The 15114-nt window shown below is 53.1% G+C and carries 14 protein-coding genes; 7 read left to right on the forward strand and 7 right to left on the reverse strand.

The window, feature by feature from the left end; genetic code table 11:
* The first annotated feature begins 43 nt into the window (after positions 1–43).
* Complete coding sequence (locus WC772_00620) at positions 44–1657, forward strand: hypothetical protein (GenBank protein ID MFA6169261.1); 1614 nt, start codon at positions 44–46, stop codon at positions 1655–1657.
* Between the two features lie 2 nt (positions 1658–1659).
* Here WC772_00620 and gatB read toward each other — a convergent pair whose 3' ends face one another.
* The 6 genes from gatB to WC772_00650 form a co-directional block, all read right to left on the reverse strand.
* Complete coding sequence (gene gatB / locus WC772_00625; GenBank protein MFA6169262.1) at positions 1660–3099, reverse strand: Asp-tRNA(Asn)/Glu-tRNA(Gln) amidotransferase subunit GatB; 1440 nt, start codon at positions 3097–3099, stop codon at positions 1660–1662.
* Positions 3096–4184, reverse strand: a complete 1089-nt coding sequence (locus WC772_00630; protein ID MFA6169263.1) for a hypothetical protein — start codon at positions 4182–4184, stop codon at positions 3096–3098. Before WC772_00630 ends, gatB begins: the two co-directional genes overlap by 4 nt.
* Positions 4184–5632 (reverse strand): Asp-tRNA(Asn)/Glu-tRNA(Gln) amidotransferase subunit GatA, encoded by a 1449-nt coding sequence (gene gatA / locus WC772_00635; GenBank protein MFA6169264.1) that lies wholly within the window; start codon positions 5630–5632, stop codon positions 4184–4186. The genes WC772_00630 and gatA overlap by 1 nt, the downstream gene beginning before the upstream one ends.
* Complete coding sequence (gene gatC / locus WC772_00640; GenBank protein ID MFA6169265.1) at positions 5629–5907, reverse strand: Asp-tRNA(Asn)/Glu-tRNA(Gln) amidotransferase subunit GatC; 279 nt, start codon at positions 5905–5907, stop codon at positions 5629–5631. The genes gatA and gatC overlap by 4 nt, the downstream gene beginning before the upstream one ends.
* Before the next feature lie 12 nt (positions 5908–5919).
* Entirely contained in the window at positions 5920–7200 is a 1281-nt protein-coding gene (locus WC772_00645) for a HAMP domain-containing sensor histidine kinase (protein ID MFA6169266.1), read from the reverse strand.
* Between the two features lie 75 nt (positions 7201–7275).
* On the reverse strand, positions 7276–8292 hold the full coding sequence (locus WC772_00650) for a LacI family DNA-binding transcriptional regulator (GenBank protein MFA6169267.1): 1017 nt from the start codon (positions 8290–8292) through the stop codon (positions 7276–7278).
* Positions 8293–8612: 320 nt separating this feature from the next.
* On the opposite strand from WC772_00650, the gene WC772_00655 reads away from it, so the two are divergent.
* Positions 8613–9437, forward strand: a complete 825-nt coding sequence (locus WC772_00655; GenBank protein ID MFA6169268.1) for a hypothetical protein — start codon at positions 8613–8615, stop codon at positions 9435–9437.
* 53 nt (positions 9438–9490) lie between these two features.
* Here WC772_00655 and tsaD read toward each other — a convergent pair whose 3' ends face one another.
* Positions 9491–10555 (reverse strand): tRNA (adenosine(37)-N6)-threonylcarbamoyltransferase complex transferase subunit TsaD, encoded by a 1065-nt coding sequence (gene tsaD, locus WC772_00660; GenBank protein ID MFA6169269.1) that lies wholly within the window; start codon positions 10553–10555, stop codon positions 9491–9493.
* Between the two features lie 52 nt (positions 10556–10607).
* Here tsaD and WC772_00665 point away from each other — a divergent pair, with 52 nt between their 5' ends.
* From WC772_00665 to WC772_00685, 5 genes are read left to right on the forward strand one after another with little or no spacing between them, the layout of a single operon-like run.
* The gene (locus WC772_00665; GenBank protein ID MFA6169270.1) at positions 10608–11792 is read left to right on the forward strand and encodes a hypothetical protein; all 1185 of its coding nucleotides are present in this window, start codon (positions 10608–10610) and stop codon (positions 11790–11792) included.
* Positions 11792–12121, forward strand: coding sequence for a zinc ribbon domain-containing protein (locus WC772_00670; protein ID MFA6169271.1), 330 nt, complete (start codon positions 11792–11794; stop codon positions 12119–12121). The genes WC772_00665 and WC772_00670 overlap by 1 nt, the downstream gene beginning before the upstream one ends.
* 2 nt (positions 12122–12123) lie before the next feature.
* Positions 12124–12786: a zinc ribbon domain-containing protein gene (locus WC772_00675; GenBank protein MFA6169272.1), complete on the forward strand. Its 663-nt coding sequence runs from the start codon at positions 12124–12126 to the stop codon at positions 12784–12786.
* A 55-nt stretch (positions 12787–12841) separates the two neighbouring features.
* On the forward strand, positions 12842–13966 hold the full coding sequence (locus tag WC772_00680) for an alpha/beta hydrolase (protein MFA6169273.1): 1125 nt from the start codon (positions 12842–12844) through the stop codon (positions 13964–13966).
* 41 nt (positions 13967–14007) lie between these two features.
* Positions 14008–15099, forward strand: coding sequence for a radical SAM protein (locus tag WC772_00685; protein MFA6169274.1), 1092 nt, complete (start codon positions 14008–14010; stop codon positions 15097–15099).
* The last annotated feature ends 15 nt before the right edge of the window (positions 15100–15114 follow it).

Below are 15114 nucleotides of genomic sequence, written 5' to 3' on the forward strand. Positions count from 1 at the left end.
TAACATAGCTGAAATTTCCCGGCTTAGCTGGCGAAAGATAAACATGAAAACACAACTCTTGGAGACCTTAAGAACGAGATACTTTCAATTGCGGCGGATCGAAAACAGACGAATGGCGGAACCTAAATCTTGGACCGCGGTCGGAAACCTGGTCCGATGGACTACCGCCAAAATTACCGATCGGTCGCGGGCGAATCTCGAAAACCTGGCCCAATTACATCCCCAGGAGATCGAAAAGGCGATCGAGGGATTGCGCAAAAGCGGTGAACGGATCGAAAAGATCGTTGTTCCATCTGGCTTAGCCGGGCCTGCTTTGGCTTTCTCGTTTAAAGAAGGAGTGGCTCGTCTAGGGAAAGAAGCGGCCCAAAACGGGACCGTAAAAGTCCTTCCTTACAAACCCCAGCCGCTGGCGGACTTGATAACTTCCTTTGAAAAAGAGAAAAAGGCTTTCGCCCGCGACCCGGAATACGCCTCCTTGTTCCTTTACAAAGCGATCCTGCGGTTCAGGGTAGAACTGTATAAGGTAGGGGAAGAACGTTCGGCCGGTAAGAAGCAGGGGCGGCCGCCGGCGGCTGATCCTTTTCAAGAAATCCACCAGGTCCTCTCATATTTTATCGGCAAGTTCCCGTTTGGCGTCGAGCGGGACAAAGAAAGCCTGCAAAAAGCGGTCGATTGTTTGCAGAAAGGGAACAATGTCGCCGCCGATACCAGTTTGCAGTATTTAACCAGTCGCTTGGTCAAGCAACTTGATGAACTAATGGTCAAGCGCTTACGTTCCACCCGCCCGGCCCAAAATTGGAAGCTCTCGCTGATCGAAAAGGGTGAAAACAAAGGCAATTGGATCATCAACCAGGTCGGCTATCGGCTGACCCCGAGCGGTGTTTTACGCCGGGAATCGATCCCGCACTTGGTTTCGACCGCTAAACTATTGAGCATGATTGACCATGAGCAAAAAAAGATCTCTCAGGAACTAGAGGATAATAAAGCCTATTTGGAAAAGATCAGAATGATCGCGTCCGATCCGCTCGGTCAATGGTCGGAATTGTTGGAACTCCATGAGCGCTTCACTTCGTTCTTTGCCTGGCATAAAGACAAAGCTTGCGTTGAGTTGGAAGCGGCGCTGCATGTCACGCTGGTCGGGTCCGATCAAGCGGTCCGGTTAGCGCAGGATCTCCTGGGGGTTGCGGAGGAGACGCTCGCTTTACGACAGGAAGTTTTAGTGAAGCAGGCGAAACGGATCGGGGAGCTTAAGCGGGAAGCGGAGAAAAAGATAATCGATCATTTGATGGCTTTTGCCGTTTCAATCGTTAATAACCTGGCCGATAAAAGAGCCTTGACCAACGCCCGCTGGCTTGGCCTTATTGAAGTTAAGCTTGACGGTTTCCTTAAGACTTTTTTGCGGGATGAGATGCGTGAACCGTGGCTGACGAGATGTAAGGGGCGAGTCGACAAACTGCGGGAAGCGCTCCCCAAATTATCTGATCCGACGCTGACCCGCGAAGATAAAGGAGCGAAGTTAAAGAAGGGCGCCTCCTATATTTTGCAGCTGGGCTTCTTTTATGAGACCCGAAAAGAAGACAGCGTGACGACCGTTTCCGCCTGGCAGAACTATATTCGTCGGTATAAAGAACTGTTGGATAAATTCGATCAGCTTTAAATTTACTTGAGGGCTTCTTTGAGGAGCTTATTCGCCAGGGCCGGGTTGGCCCGCCCTTTGGAGAGCTTCATGACCTGGCCGACCAGGAAGGTGAGGGCGGTTTCTTTGCCGCCTTTGTAGTCGGCGACCACTTTCGCGTTTCCCGCGATAACGTCGGTGATGATCTTGCTCAATTCCCCCTGATCGCTGATCTGCGCCCCTGATTCGGCGACGATATCTTTAACTTGCTTACCGGTCTCAATAACTTTGACCAGCACTCCTTTGGCTAGTTTTCCGCTCAAGGTCCCTTCGTCGATCAATTTTAGCAGCTCCGCCAGTTGCGGCGGTTTGAAGTTTAGCTCTTCGATCGTCTGCTTTTTTTCTTTAAGGTAGGCGGTGACTTCGCCGGTCAGCCAGTTGGCAACGACCGTTCCTTTTTTGTAGAGCTTAGTCGTTTCTTCAAAGAAGTTGGCCAGCGGTTTGTCATAAACCAGGATCGCGGCCGTTTCAGCATTGAGGCCGAATTGATCGATCAGCCGTTGATGGCGCTGCTGCGGGAGTTCCCCTAGCGATTCCCTGATTTTTTCGATCCATTCGGCTGACGGTTCGATCGGCGGCAGGTCCGGTTCCGGGAAGTAGCGGTAATCATGAGCTTCTTCCTTGTTCCGCATGCCGGAAGTGGTGTTGGTTTCTTCCGAGTAGAAGCGGGTCTCCTGCACGATCTTCCCGCCTTCGCTTAAGACCTCTTCGTGGCGCTTGATCTCCGAGAGGAGCGCTTTTTCGACCGCTTTGAAGGAGTTCATGTTCTTGACCTCGGTCTTGGTCCCGAACTCTTTTTGGCCGACCGGCCGGAGCGAGACGTTAGCGTCACAGCGGAGCGAGCCTTCTTCCATCTTGGCGTCGCAAACTCCGATGTAACGAAGCAGGTTGGCCAGGGTCTCGACGTAAACGGCCGCTTCTCTGGCCGAGCGGAAATCCGGTTCGCTGACGATCTCCATCAACGGGGTGCCGCCCCGGTTGTAATCGACGAGCGATTCTTCGGCTCCCATGATCCGAGCGGCGCCGACGTGGACCAGTTTGCCGGCGTCCTCTTCCAGGTGGAGACGGGTGATCCCGATCCGCTTTTTGACCCCGTCGACGTCGATATCGACGTAACCGCCGGTCGCCAGCGGTTTATCATATTGGGAGATCTGGTAACCTTTTGGCAGGTCAGGGTAGAAGTAGTTCTTCCGGGCAAAGATACTGCTTGGTTCGATCTTGCAGTTCAAAGCGAGGGCCGCTTTGATCCCCAGCTCGACCGCCTTAATATTCGCGACCGGAAGGGAACCGGGCTGGCCGGTGCAGATTGGGCAGATGTTGGTGTTCGGCTCCGAGCCGAACTTGATCGAGCAGGAACAAAACATTTTACTTTCAGTCAGCGCTTGGGCGTGGATCTCCAGCCCGGCGACCATTTCATACTTCATTTTTTATCCTCGGTGTAAAAACCGTCGAGTTCCCAAATCGGTTTAGCGATAAGTTCTTTCAGCTCTTGGTAGGAGAGGTCCTGCAGGCTGAACCACTCTTCGGTCGCCGGGATATAAATGTCGGCCGAGAATTTCTGGCTGACCACTTTCAGGACCAGAAGTTTGCCGTGGCTGAACTCCCAGACGTAGATGTAGCCGTTGTTCTTTAACGGGACTTCGCTCATCCACGATTCGTCTATGACCAGCCGCTTAAGTTCGCTGATCGGGCAAAGTCCGGGATAGGTCAGCTCCAACAGCAAGCGATTGAGCTTCAGGATGTTAAGCTGTTGTTCCGGGGTCAGCTGGGCGAACGGTTTGTTCCGGTAGTTCCGGGTCAGGTTCACCAAATGCAAGATCTCGGCGCTGACCGGCTTGTCTCCCCAGCGTTTTTTCCAATAGTCGTAGAAATTAGGGGTTCGAAGTATTTCTTTAAGATAGGTTAGGGTCCCGATGGGAGATTTTAGTTTCATCCCATATTGGTCGTTGACGATGGCGGTCGATAGGGCTCTTAGAGTTTCTGTTCCCTGTTCGAACTCGTCCTTGGAGAAGTCATACGTCTTCTTTTCTTTGGCCAGTTTTTCGGCCAGTTCCTTTGCTTTGATCTCCGCCTTCAGCCGTTCGATCTCTTCCCTGGTCTTGACCCGTTTCTTCTTGCCCGGTTTGTTGATCGCCTTGGCGACCTTAAGCGGGGTCTCGATCTCGGTTTTAGGAACGAAAACCTTGAATTGTTTGCTCTTTTCCGAGCGGAGGACAAGATATTTTTTGATCACCCGCAAACCGGTGTAGTTGATCTTGAGGATCAGGTATTTTTCGCCGGCTTTGAGATTGACCCGGGTGGCGAAAGTATTGTCCGGTTGGACTTTTATTTGTTTGTCGTTGATAAAGATCGATTTTAATCCCGGGATCGCCACGCCGGAAACATCCCCGGAGATCGCCGGGAATTTCTTAATGTCTTCTGCGCTCGGGGCGGCCAGAACTGCTCCCGTCAGAAGGGCCAGTACTAATAGGAAACCTGCGACTAAACGTCGCGGTTTCCAGATTTCCATTAAAGTTTTGCTTTTTGAGTGTGCCATTTGGTGTTTTGCTCGTAGGTGAACGCGACTCTTAAAATTGTTTCTTCGGCGAAAGGCTGGCCAATGATCTGCAGGCCGATCGGCAGGTTCCCGCTCATTCCGCAGGGGAGCGATAAGGCGGGGAGTCCCGCCAAATTGACCGGGATGGTGGCGATGTCCGACAGGTACATGGCCAGCGGATCGGCGGTCTTTTCCCCGACTTTGAAGGCGACGGTCGGGGAGGTCGGGGAGATCAGGACGTCGCACTGGCCGAGCGCCCGGTCAAAATCCTGTTTGATCAAGGTCCTGACTTTTAGCGCTTTTAAGTAATAAGCGTCATAGTAACCGGCCGAGAGGGCGTAAGTGCCGATCATGATCCGGCGTTTGACCTCCGGACCGAACCCGGCGCGGCGGGTCTCGCAATACATCGAGAGGAGATCTTTGGCGGCGGCCCGTTGGCCGTATTTGACCCCGTCGAAACGGGCAAGGTTGGAGCTGGCTTCAGCCGGCGCTAACAGGTAATAAGTTGAGACCGCGTATTCAAATGAGGGGAGCTCGACTTCAACGATCTCCGCCCCCAGGTTAGCAAAAGTGTCGGCGGCCGCTTTGACCGCTTGTTTTACTTCCGGCGCGATCCCCGCGCCGAGCAAATTGGTGATCAGGCCGATCTTGACCCCTTTGACGTCGTCAACCAGCGCTTGCCGGTAGTCGGGGACCGGCCGGTCAACCGAGGTCGCGTCTTTTTCGTCCCGGCCAGCGATGACGTTAAGTAAGAGGGCGCTGTCGGTCACGTCTTTGGTTAGCGGGCCGATTTGGTCGAGCGAGGAAGCAAAGGCGACCAGGCCGTAACGGGAAACCCGACCGTAAGTCGGCTTCAGGCCGACCACGCCGCAAAAAGAAGCGGGCTGGCGGATCGAACCGCCGGTGTCGGAACCGAGGGCGAGGACCGCTTCATCAGCGGCGACCGCGGCGGCGGAACCGCCCGAAGAGCCGCCCGGGACCGTGTCCAGATCCCAAGGGTTGCGGGTCGGATAAATAGCGGAGTTTTCCGTCGAGGAGCCCATGGCGAATTCGTCCATGTTCGCTTTGCCGATGATTACCGCTCCCGCCGCTTTCAGCCGGGAGACGATAGTCGCGTCGTAGGGGGGGAGGTAATTGCCGAGGATCTTGGAGCCGCAGGTGGTCAGGACCCCTTGGGTGCACATATTATCTTTGACCGCGACCGGGATCCCGGTCAGCGGCGTGATATTCTCGCCTGATTTTAAGCGGGCGTCCGCCGTCCGGGCCTGCCGGATCGCTTCTTCTTTAGTCAGCGTAACGTAAGCTTTGACTTTGTCTTCGACCCGATTGATCCGTTCAAAAACCGCTTCGGTCAGTTCCAGCGAGCTGACTTGTTTGCCGGAGAGCAGGGCGTGAAGCTCATGCGCGGTTTTTTTGTTCATTCGACGATCCTTGGGACCCGGAACATGTGGTCGGCAACGTCTGGCGCGTTGGCCAGAATGTCGTCGACGTTCGAGCAGGGGACGACTTTATCGTCACGCAGAATGTTTTTTACCGGAATGGCGTGGGAAGTCGGCGGGATATTATTGGTGTCCAGTTTATTGAGGTTTTCCGCGTAACCAAGGATTGCCGAGAGCTGCGGGCCAAAGAGTTTTTTTTCTTCTTCCGCTAAACCTAAGCGGGCCAGTTTTGCTACGTGTTCGACATCAATTTGCATGAACTTATTATATCAAGTCTGCATGGGAAGGGCAAAATTAAAAACAGCCCCTTGGCCGTGACCGCCGGAAACGACCCAGATCCGGCCGCCGTGCGCTTCGACTATTGATTTGCAGAGGGCAAGTCCCAGTCCGGTCCCTTTCCGTTCGGCCGATTCTTTGCTCGCCCGATAGAACTTATCGAAAATATGCGTGAGGTCTTTTTGTTCGATCCCCAGGCCTTCGTCCCGAACGGCGACATTCATCTCCAGCGCGACCAGGCTGATGGAGATAAAAATCTTTCCCCCTTTGTCGGAAAACTTGATCGCGTTGGAAAGGAGATTAATAAAAACTTCGTGAATCTTGTCTTCGTCGATCTTAATCAGGGGGAGGCTTGGTTCGAATTCCTTGACCATGGTCAGTTCGTGCGACTGGAGAAGCGGCTCGACCTCTTCCAGAGCGTGTTCCGCTATCTCCCGGAGATCGGCGTCGGTTTTATTTAATTTGACCTTGCCCGATTCGATCCGGGCGAGGTTGAGCAGGTCGTTGGCCATGTTCAGGATCCGTTGGGCCTGTCGCTTGATCACTCCCAGCGGCTCCCTTTGGAAATCGGCCGGGTTCTTATCGTTTAAGAGATCGGTGTAACCGAGGATCGAGGTCAGGGGGGTTTTGGTCTCATGGATGACCATGTTCATGAATTCGACCTGGGCGCCGGAGAGCGTTTCGATCAGTTTTTGCTTGTCGCGTAAACGACCCGAAAGATAGGCGACGATGTAAATTATCAGGATGGAGGAGAAGAAAAGCCCCATTGCTTTGGCATTAACGTAAGGGACGCTAAGAAAGAGGGTCCCCGGATGGACCACCAATCGATAATGCGGGATAATTAGATAAGCCTCCAGGATGCAGTTTATCCAATAAAAAGCAGCGGTCTGGACGGAGAGGATATAAGCGATGAACTCGAAATTATACACGGCGATCGCGGCGAATTCGATCAAATAGAAAAAGCCGAAGGGGCTTTCCACTCCGCCGGTGAAATGGATCAAAATGGTGACGACCAGGATATCGGCTGAAGCCCGAAAATAAGTGAAAATTTGATTCTCCGAAAAAAACGGGAGCTGTCGGACCAGAAAAGGAAAAATTAAATTATATAGAGCGGCAATGCCGATGATGAGGAGAGATGGGATAATCGGGATTTGGAGCCGACTTAGGTAAGTCGACATTATGAGGATCAGGAACATGAAAACGATAGCGTACCAGCGGAGCCGAACAAACCAGAGAACCACCTGCTGTTTTTCGCTCAATGACTTTTTTTTCATCTGCCCGAATTATAACCCTAGATCTTAGCGCTGGCAACGGGGGAAAGAGGCGGGCGAGACGGGTTGGGCCGCAAGTTAGGCTTTGAACGGTGGGACAGAGGTTTTCCGAACGATTAACTCGGTCGGCAATGTGTGCCGGTAGGCCGATTTGGCGGGATTGGCGATAATCTCGGCCAGGACATCGACCGCGACCCGGCCGAGCTGTTCCAGGTCGACGCGGGCGCTGGTCAATTGCGGTTTGTAAGGTTCGATGAAATCCGGGAACGGGAGGTCATCAAAACCGGTCACGGAGATATCTTGAGGGACCCTGATCCCTTTTTCCTGCAATAATTGGATGGCGGTATAAGCGATCGCGTCGCAGGCGCAGACTATCGCCGTCGGCCGCTCAAGCTGAGCGAGCAGTTTTCCGACCGCCGCCGCGACCGTGCTTAGATCATAGAAGTTGGCTTGAGCGATCGAGCGCTCATTGAACGCCAGCCCTGCCTCGGCCAGCGCGAACCGGTAGCCGTCAAGCCGGTCGGAGGTGATCGGGTCGAACAGAGGTCCGCCGGTGATCGTGGTTATCTTTTTATGGCCCAGGTCGAGCAGATGCCTGGTGACTGCGTAAATGCCCGCTCGTCCGTCAGGCACCACGGTGTGCAGCTCCACGCCCGGGATCGGATTACCGCATAAGACCAGCGGCAGGTTTTCCTGTTTTAGCCGCATGACGTTCTCTCTGGTAAACCGGCCGATCAGGACCAGTCCGTCGACCAGCCCTTTGGTGACCATGGACGGCAGAAGATCGTCGTCGGCCTCGAACGAGCCGATGAGCGTATTGATCTTTTTCCGGTGGGCATACTGCAACAGGCTGGTGGTCACGAAGTTGTAAAAACCGCCGAGAGTGATATAGAAACTCTCTCCCAATATGCCGATAGCGTTATTCCGCCCCTTTTTGTATTTTTTTCGCACGTAGCCAGATTCGTTGCAGAGTTCAAATACCCGCTGGCGGGTTTTTCTGTTGATAAGCTTGGGATTATTGAACGCCTGGGAGACCGTGGCGGGCGATAGTCCCAGTTTGCGGGCGATGTCTTTTAATCTGATCTGTTTGGCCATCATAGATTAATCGATCGTTTGGGGTAAAAATTTCACAATAATTTAATATAATATTTAAATAAATTTAGACGATTATTTAAAATCGGACAATTATTTATAGTGGCAATAAAGCCAAAAACAAACAAGTCTGGCCTTGGCTGTCGATTATTCTATGAAATCGGTTAAAACAAATTTACGATAAGTAGCTGTGAGTGATGAAACTCAAATTTAACAGGAGGGTGATTGGAATGATCAGGGGAATAAGGCCGAAACAGAATGTTTTAATGAGGAAATTGTCGGTGACATGGATGGAAAGGGATCAATGGAGAGCTGATGGCCCGATGAAAATAGCAGCTCATCAGGCGATCGATCGTTTAAGGACTCCGAAGGTTTTAACGAAAATCAACCGGGTGCTGTCGGGGTATAGTCTCCGCTGGGAACCGCCTCTGGCTGATCGGAGGAAACGGGGAGGCGTCAAAGTTTCTGGCGAAACCAGGACCGTCGGCGATCTACTGTGGCTTGCATCCGAGTTCGATCATGGGGCCTGGCGGGTATTGAGCATTATCGTGCAGGACAATCTTGCGCTTTATGAGGAACGGCCGTGGTTAAGCGAATGGGGAACGACGATTGGCAAAATACCGGGGCCGGTGCTGTTGATGGCGGACAATAAGATCTGCAGAACATTGGAACTGGCAGGTTTGCGAGCGGTTAAGCTGGCCGGGGAAGAGCTCGGTTCGTTAAGCAGCGGCAAGCTGGATAATATCGCCGGGTACGCGGTCAGCGCTACTGGCCGGATCCTGGCCAACTGGGAGAACGTCCAGCGGATCATGACCGTGATCGGGCTGGTCTCGAGGGTTAAAGTCCGTTTGCCGTATTCTGTTAGCGATGATCTCGCTTCGATACGGCACTTTTATCAGAGGGTTGAAAGCGAAGCGCCCGGTTTTTGGCAGGGGGTCTCCTCTGTGTTTTATAGCGGGCCATTTTCCAAATACTCTTCCGGCAATCGCTGTTGGCCGTTACGCGAAACCTACTCGCTGGATGTGACCAGGATCGATCAGGGGCATACGGGACGGTTATCGGAAGTGGCGGTCGTGCCTGAAACCATGAAGCTGAAACAAATAGCCGCCGGCGAGGACATTGATGAATTGATCGAAGCAGGCTGGTAGGCGGTTACTTTTTTTTCTTGATAGAGGAGTCGACCGGCGGCTTGGTCATAACGCTACAACTTCAGGCTGGCAACAGGGGAAAGCTGAAATGACAAATGACCAATGTCAAATGACAAATTAAGGTATTTATAATAAGCGGCGGCGCCGATCATGGCGGCGTTATCGGTGCAGTATTCAAAAGGTGGGATGTGGACCGTTATCCCTTTGGCCTCTGCCTTGGCCTTTAGTTCTTGTCGTAAAGCCGAGTTGGCCGAGACTCCGCCGGCAAGGGCGATCGTCTTGCAGTGGTGAAGTTCGGCCGCCTTGAGACTTTTTCCCACCAGAACGTCGACGACCGTTTGCTGGAACGAAGCGCAAAGGTCGGCAAGCGTGGTCCCGCTGGAAAAAGATTCTATTCCTCCCGCTTTGTTGACGAGATTGACGACTCCGGTTTTCAGGCCGCTGAAACTGAAGTCGAGACCGTATTCATCTTCCAGCATCGGCCGTTTGAATTGAATGGCGTTGGGATTTCCTTCCTTGGCTAATTTATCGATGATCGGGCCGCCGGGGTAACCGATCTTCAGGAAGCGGGCAATCTTGTCGTATGCTTCCCCCGCCGCGTCATCCCTGGTCCGGCCGATCGTCTCGTAGCTGCCATGCCCCTTCACTAATACAAGGGAAGTGTGTCCGCCGCTGACGAGCAAGGTGATGAAGGGAAAGACAGGTAGGGACAGGGAGTAGGAGGGAGTAGCGAGGAAGTTAGCGTAGATATGCCCCTCTAGGTGGTTGATCCCGATCAGCGGTTTTTTTAGAGCATAGGCGAGCGCTTTGGCGGCCGAGACCCCGACGATCAAAGAGCCGACCAAACCGGGACCGTAGGTAACAGCGACCGCATCGATCTCTTTTAAAGTAATTTTCGCCCGGTCGAGGGCGTCCTGGATAATCAGGGAGATGATCTCGGCGTGGAGCCGGGAGGCGATCTCCGGGACGATCCCGCCGTATTTCTTGTGAAACTCGATCTGGGAGGCGATGACGTTGGAGAGAACATTAACCCTTGTCCCGAGCTCCGTCGAGGGACCGTCTTTGACAACGGCGGCGGAAGTTTCATCACAAGAAGTTTCGATGGCTAATATTTTCATGGCATTGTTAATATCTTAACATACCGCCGATCCTTGGTGATATAATTCCGGCATGGATCAAAAAAGCAACCTGGAATTTAGCGGGAGTTACTCGCTTAACGCGGCTCCGGCGGCGGCCGGCAAATTTGCCTTGCAAGAAGACGGTTTGCGCGTCAAGCCCAAAGAGGGGGCGGCGCTTTTTTACTCTCTGCGCGACATTGTTGAGTTCTCCGGCGCCGATTACCGCGTTTCTCTCGTTATGTTCTCCGGCGAAAAACTGGTTTTGGCCGAGCTCGGCCATGACTACGAGGACTTTCTGCGCTTGTTGGCCAAAAAGCGGAACGAGCTTATCATTTCGGACCTGCTGATCAAGGAAAAGGTCCGGCTCGGAGACGTCAAGGCGGAAATGGCCGGCGTTCCTTGCGAACTTAGAATCTATGAGACCGCCCTGGTTATCATGCCCGATAAAGCCGAACTGATCCGCCTCCCGCTGGCCGACATTGCGGATAACCGCCAAGCCGACTATCGTTTGATCGTAAAAACGTTGGCCGGACAGGAATTTATTTTTTCAATGATGGGGAGCTGGCTTGACCCATTCAGCCGGGAGTTGCAAACCGCTTTGGCGGAACTTAGCCTTAGGGCCCAAACCCTGCTCAAGTCCTTATCGCCCGGGTTAAGCCCGGACGCGCTCCTCCGGCTGGCGGAAATATTTCGCGAAGGGCGGGGAGCTTCGAAGAGCGAGGTGGAGAAACTGGCCGCCGGTCTCTGGCCGGTCCTGGAGCAAACGCTCTCCGGCGCCGTGGAGCAGGGGGATCTGAAATACCTGTTTTCCTTGGCGGACAGGGAGCGGGTCCAATTCGGTCTTAAGCGCGGGCTTGGCGGCGGCGGCGAAGCCGATTATCTCTGGGCGCTGATCCCCCTGCCGCAATATAAGGCGGTTGCTTTGGAAGCGGCCTCTTTGAACGCGGAGGCGGAAGAGGGGCGGGCGACCTATTTTTTTCGGGCGGGCGAAGCGGACCTTACGCAACTCGTCCGGGCGCTCTGCGAGATCAATTTCCGCCGCGAACCGGTCTATCTCCCGGCGGAAAAATTGGCGGAGCCGGAATATCAGCGCTACAAGTTCTCCATTGCCAGGTTACCGGGCTTGCGGCTGCTGCGCGAGCGTTTTCTTGGCCGTGCCATTCACTCCGACGCGGAGCAGTGGAAAAATAGTGTGGTAGAATTGCTCGGGATCGAACCAAAGAAGGAGGCTTCCTGATGGCCGGCTATAACGTCCCTTGCCGCTACTGCAACGAACTGATCTCGCCCGACGCCAATGTTTGTCCCTTATGCGGGAAAGTAAATCCGGTCGGCACGCCGCGCTGTCCCGAATGCCGCAATCCGATCAAGTCCGGCTGGAAAAAGTGCGAGCAGTGCGGCCTTGACCTGCAGATCGATTGCCCGGCCTGCGGGCAGAAGACCTTTTTTGACGATTACTGTGAAAAGTGCGGAGCGCGGCTGACGATCGTCTGTCCGCACTGCCGGACCGAACAGCCGCCGCTCGGGGCTTGCGTTAAATGCGGGAAACCGTTCAAGGGAGGGAAATAACAATGCCGCTTCAATCGTTTACCGACAACATGACCGATAACTCGACCGAAGCTGGTTTCCAGTTTACCTTTTATTGTGATATCTGCCGGGAAGGCTACAAGACCAAGTTTGTGGAGTCCAGGACGACCAAGAAGGCCGGTTTTCTGAAGGGGTTGGCGGCCGGGGTTTCCATGGCGGCGTCAATGCTCGGCAAGCAAAACATTGGCTACAACGTTGAGCGCGGAGCCGATCTTTTGACCCAGCGGTTCAGCGGGATGTCTCCGGAATGGCAAAAAGAGCACGACGCGGCGTTCGAGTTGGCCCAAAACGAGGCCAAAGGCCATTTCCACCGTTGTCCTAAATGTAAGAAATGGGTCTGTCCGGCCGACTGGAACGAACAGGAAGGCCTTTGCGTGGATGACGCTCCCCGCCAGGCGATCGAGGTTGCCGCGGCCAAGGCGAAGAAAATGGTCAAGGATATCGAGGCGGCGGCCGAAGAGACGACGGTTTTTAAAGGCGAAATCAAGAGCAAGCAGACGATCTGCCCCAAATGCGGCAAGCCGGCGGGCGAGGGAAAATTCTGTTCTCATTGCGGGGCGTCGCTTGGTCTGATCAAGTGTCCTAAATGCGGCGCGGAAAGCCCGGCCGGGACCCGGTTCTGCGGCGAGTGCGGCGGTAAGTTTTAGCTAGCGTTCCGGCAAGTTCCTTGAAATCCCCGGTTTTTTTTGGCGAAGTTATGGCATGAACATCGTCAGGCCAAAAGACAACCTACGGTTATCCGAACCATATTACTTACAGGGGACCAGCTTGTTCGGCCGTAACGGGATCAGGGAACGCCGGGAAGTCTTCCTTAAAAAGATCGAAACGACCGCTCCCTGGATGCCTCGTCGCGGCCCGGTCATTATGGCCCCCGGGATTGCTTGCAACGGCAACCTTTTCCGGTTGAGAACGGACAATGGTCGAATTCTAACTTATGATCACGCCAACTCTTTTGCCAACTTATTGGCCAGCCAGGGATTCACGGTTTATCTTTGGCATTACCCCAGTTCAGAGCTGGTTTACAATCGATTTGTCTCCCGTTATTGTTCGGAGAGCCTTTACTACGGTAAACATTACAGCGTCTCCCCCGCCTTAAATTTTGATCAGATGGTTAATCTCGATCTGCCGCTGGTCCTAGATCTGGTCGCTAAAGACGCGGAGACCGAGCGCCTCTCTTGGGTCGGGTTTAGCATGGGAGGGATGCTGGCGTATGCTTATTTGGCGAAATACGGCGATGATCGGATCAGGAGCCTGGTGACGATCGGCAGTCCGATCCGGATCACCCTGTCTTTGGCCCGCTTGATTTCCGCCGTTAACCGTTTATCAAAAATGGTCGGAGCGGAAGAACAGACGATCGGCGGGACCCTTTCGGCCAGACTGCATCTCTTTGCCAGTTTGACCGCTTTCTTGCCGGATCGGGCCTTAAAAAGCCGACAGTTTGATTTTTTATATGAACCGAACAATATAAATTATAATACGTTACGCGCTTTTTTTGCCAAAATTGTTGAGCCGATCCCGTCCGGACTGGAAAACTCATTCAGCCAATTTATTCGCGAGGGATTCGTCTCTTTGGCCGGTGATTTTGATTACTTCGACGGCTTAAGAAGCATGAGAGGGAAACGGCCGCACTGTTTGTTCCTGGCCGGCGAAAAGGATAAGCTGGCTCCGCCGGCAAGCGTCCGCCTGGCCCAAAAAGCCCTGACCCCGGGCGTGGACGATAACTTCGCGGTCATCAAGGGGAGCGGCCACAACGATCTGGTCATCGGTAATAATTCGGAAGGTGAAGTTTGGGAGCGATGCCTGGATTGGCTGATCGCTAACCGGTGAGCTTTTTGTTCGAACCGATTTATTAATTAAGGAGGGAATAGATGACAGTTACCGCGCCTGAAAGAACGGGAATCTTGAAAAAGCTGGCCACTCGGTTGCCCGTGGCTAATGGCTCCGGTTTGTTCAAGCCGGAAATGACCGCGCTGAATTTTACCAATCGATGCAACGCCAAATGCGCGATGTGTTTGGAAAAAGGCAATGAGAAGGGGTTTAAACCGTACACTCTGGAAGAAGCGGTCGGCGTCTTGCGGCAAATTGCCGAATTAAATCCCGGTAAAGCTAAAGATTATTTGCATCTTTGGGGCGGAGAACCCTTCCTGGATCGAGAGCTGCTTTATGGGATCGTTGAAGAGGCGGATAAGCTTGGTTTCAAATTTATTGAGATAGCGACCAATGGTTTTTGGGGGAGAGACCGTGACGCGGCCAGGGCAATTCTTAGCGAATTAGGGCGGAGAGTTAACCAGGCCAAATTATCTTTCCAATTGTCTTGTGATAATTTTCATCAATGCCAGCCAATTTTAAGCCCGACCTATTTGGCGAATATCATTTTACTAATTAAAACTGAATTTCCGGCAATGGGACTAAGTTTTAATAGCATTGTTTTGAATAACTTTCGAAGCCTCCACGATGTGGCCGCGGCTGTTTCGGCCATTCAACCCCAGCAGACCAACGCTTTTTTTGATGAAGTTGAATATCACCAGTTTTTCTATGGGCAAGGATCGAGCTTCGTAAGAATTCCCGTCAGTTTTTTCCCTGTCTCTTTAAGTGGGCGGTGTTCTCCCGCGTTAAAAGCTCAATTTGGCACTAAACCAAGGGATCCGGCGAGCATTGCCGGGATCAATTATTCTCCCGAACATCAATTATCAATCGGGGTTGATCGGCAATTATATATGAATTTGCATTATAGCTCTCCCGGTATCTTGCCGATGGGGAGTATCGCGGAACATTCAATTGGGGAATTGATTGAGCGGATAGAGGTTGATCCCATAGCCGTCAGTTTAATGCGGCACGGTTACGCGGAGATTTATCCCCATTTGAAAGAGATGTTCGATTTTGATGGCTGGATAAAACAATTCCATTCGGCTTATGACGTTTTGCAGGGGCTGGAAGCCGACGAGCCCGCCATCTTTTAGCGGAGAAACCCGGCA

It is taken from the genome of Candidatus Margulisiibacteriota bacterium, from assembly GCA_041661965.1.
Lineage (GTDB): Bacteria > Margulisbacteria > WOR-1 > O2-12-FULL-45-9 > XYB2-FULL-48-7 > XYB2-FULL-45-9.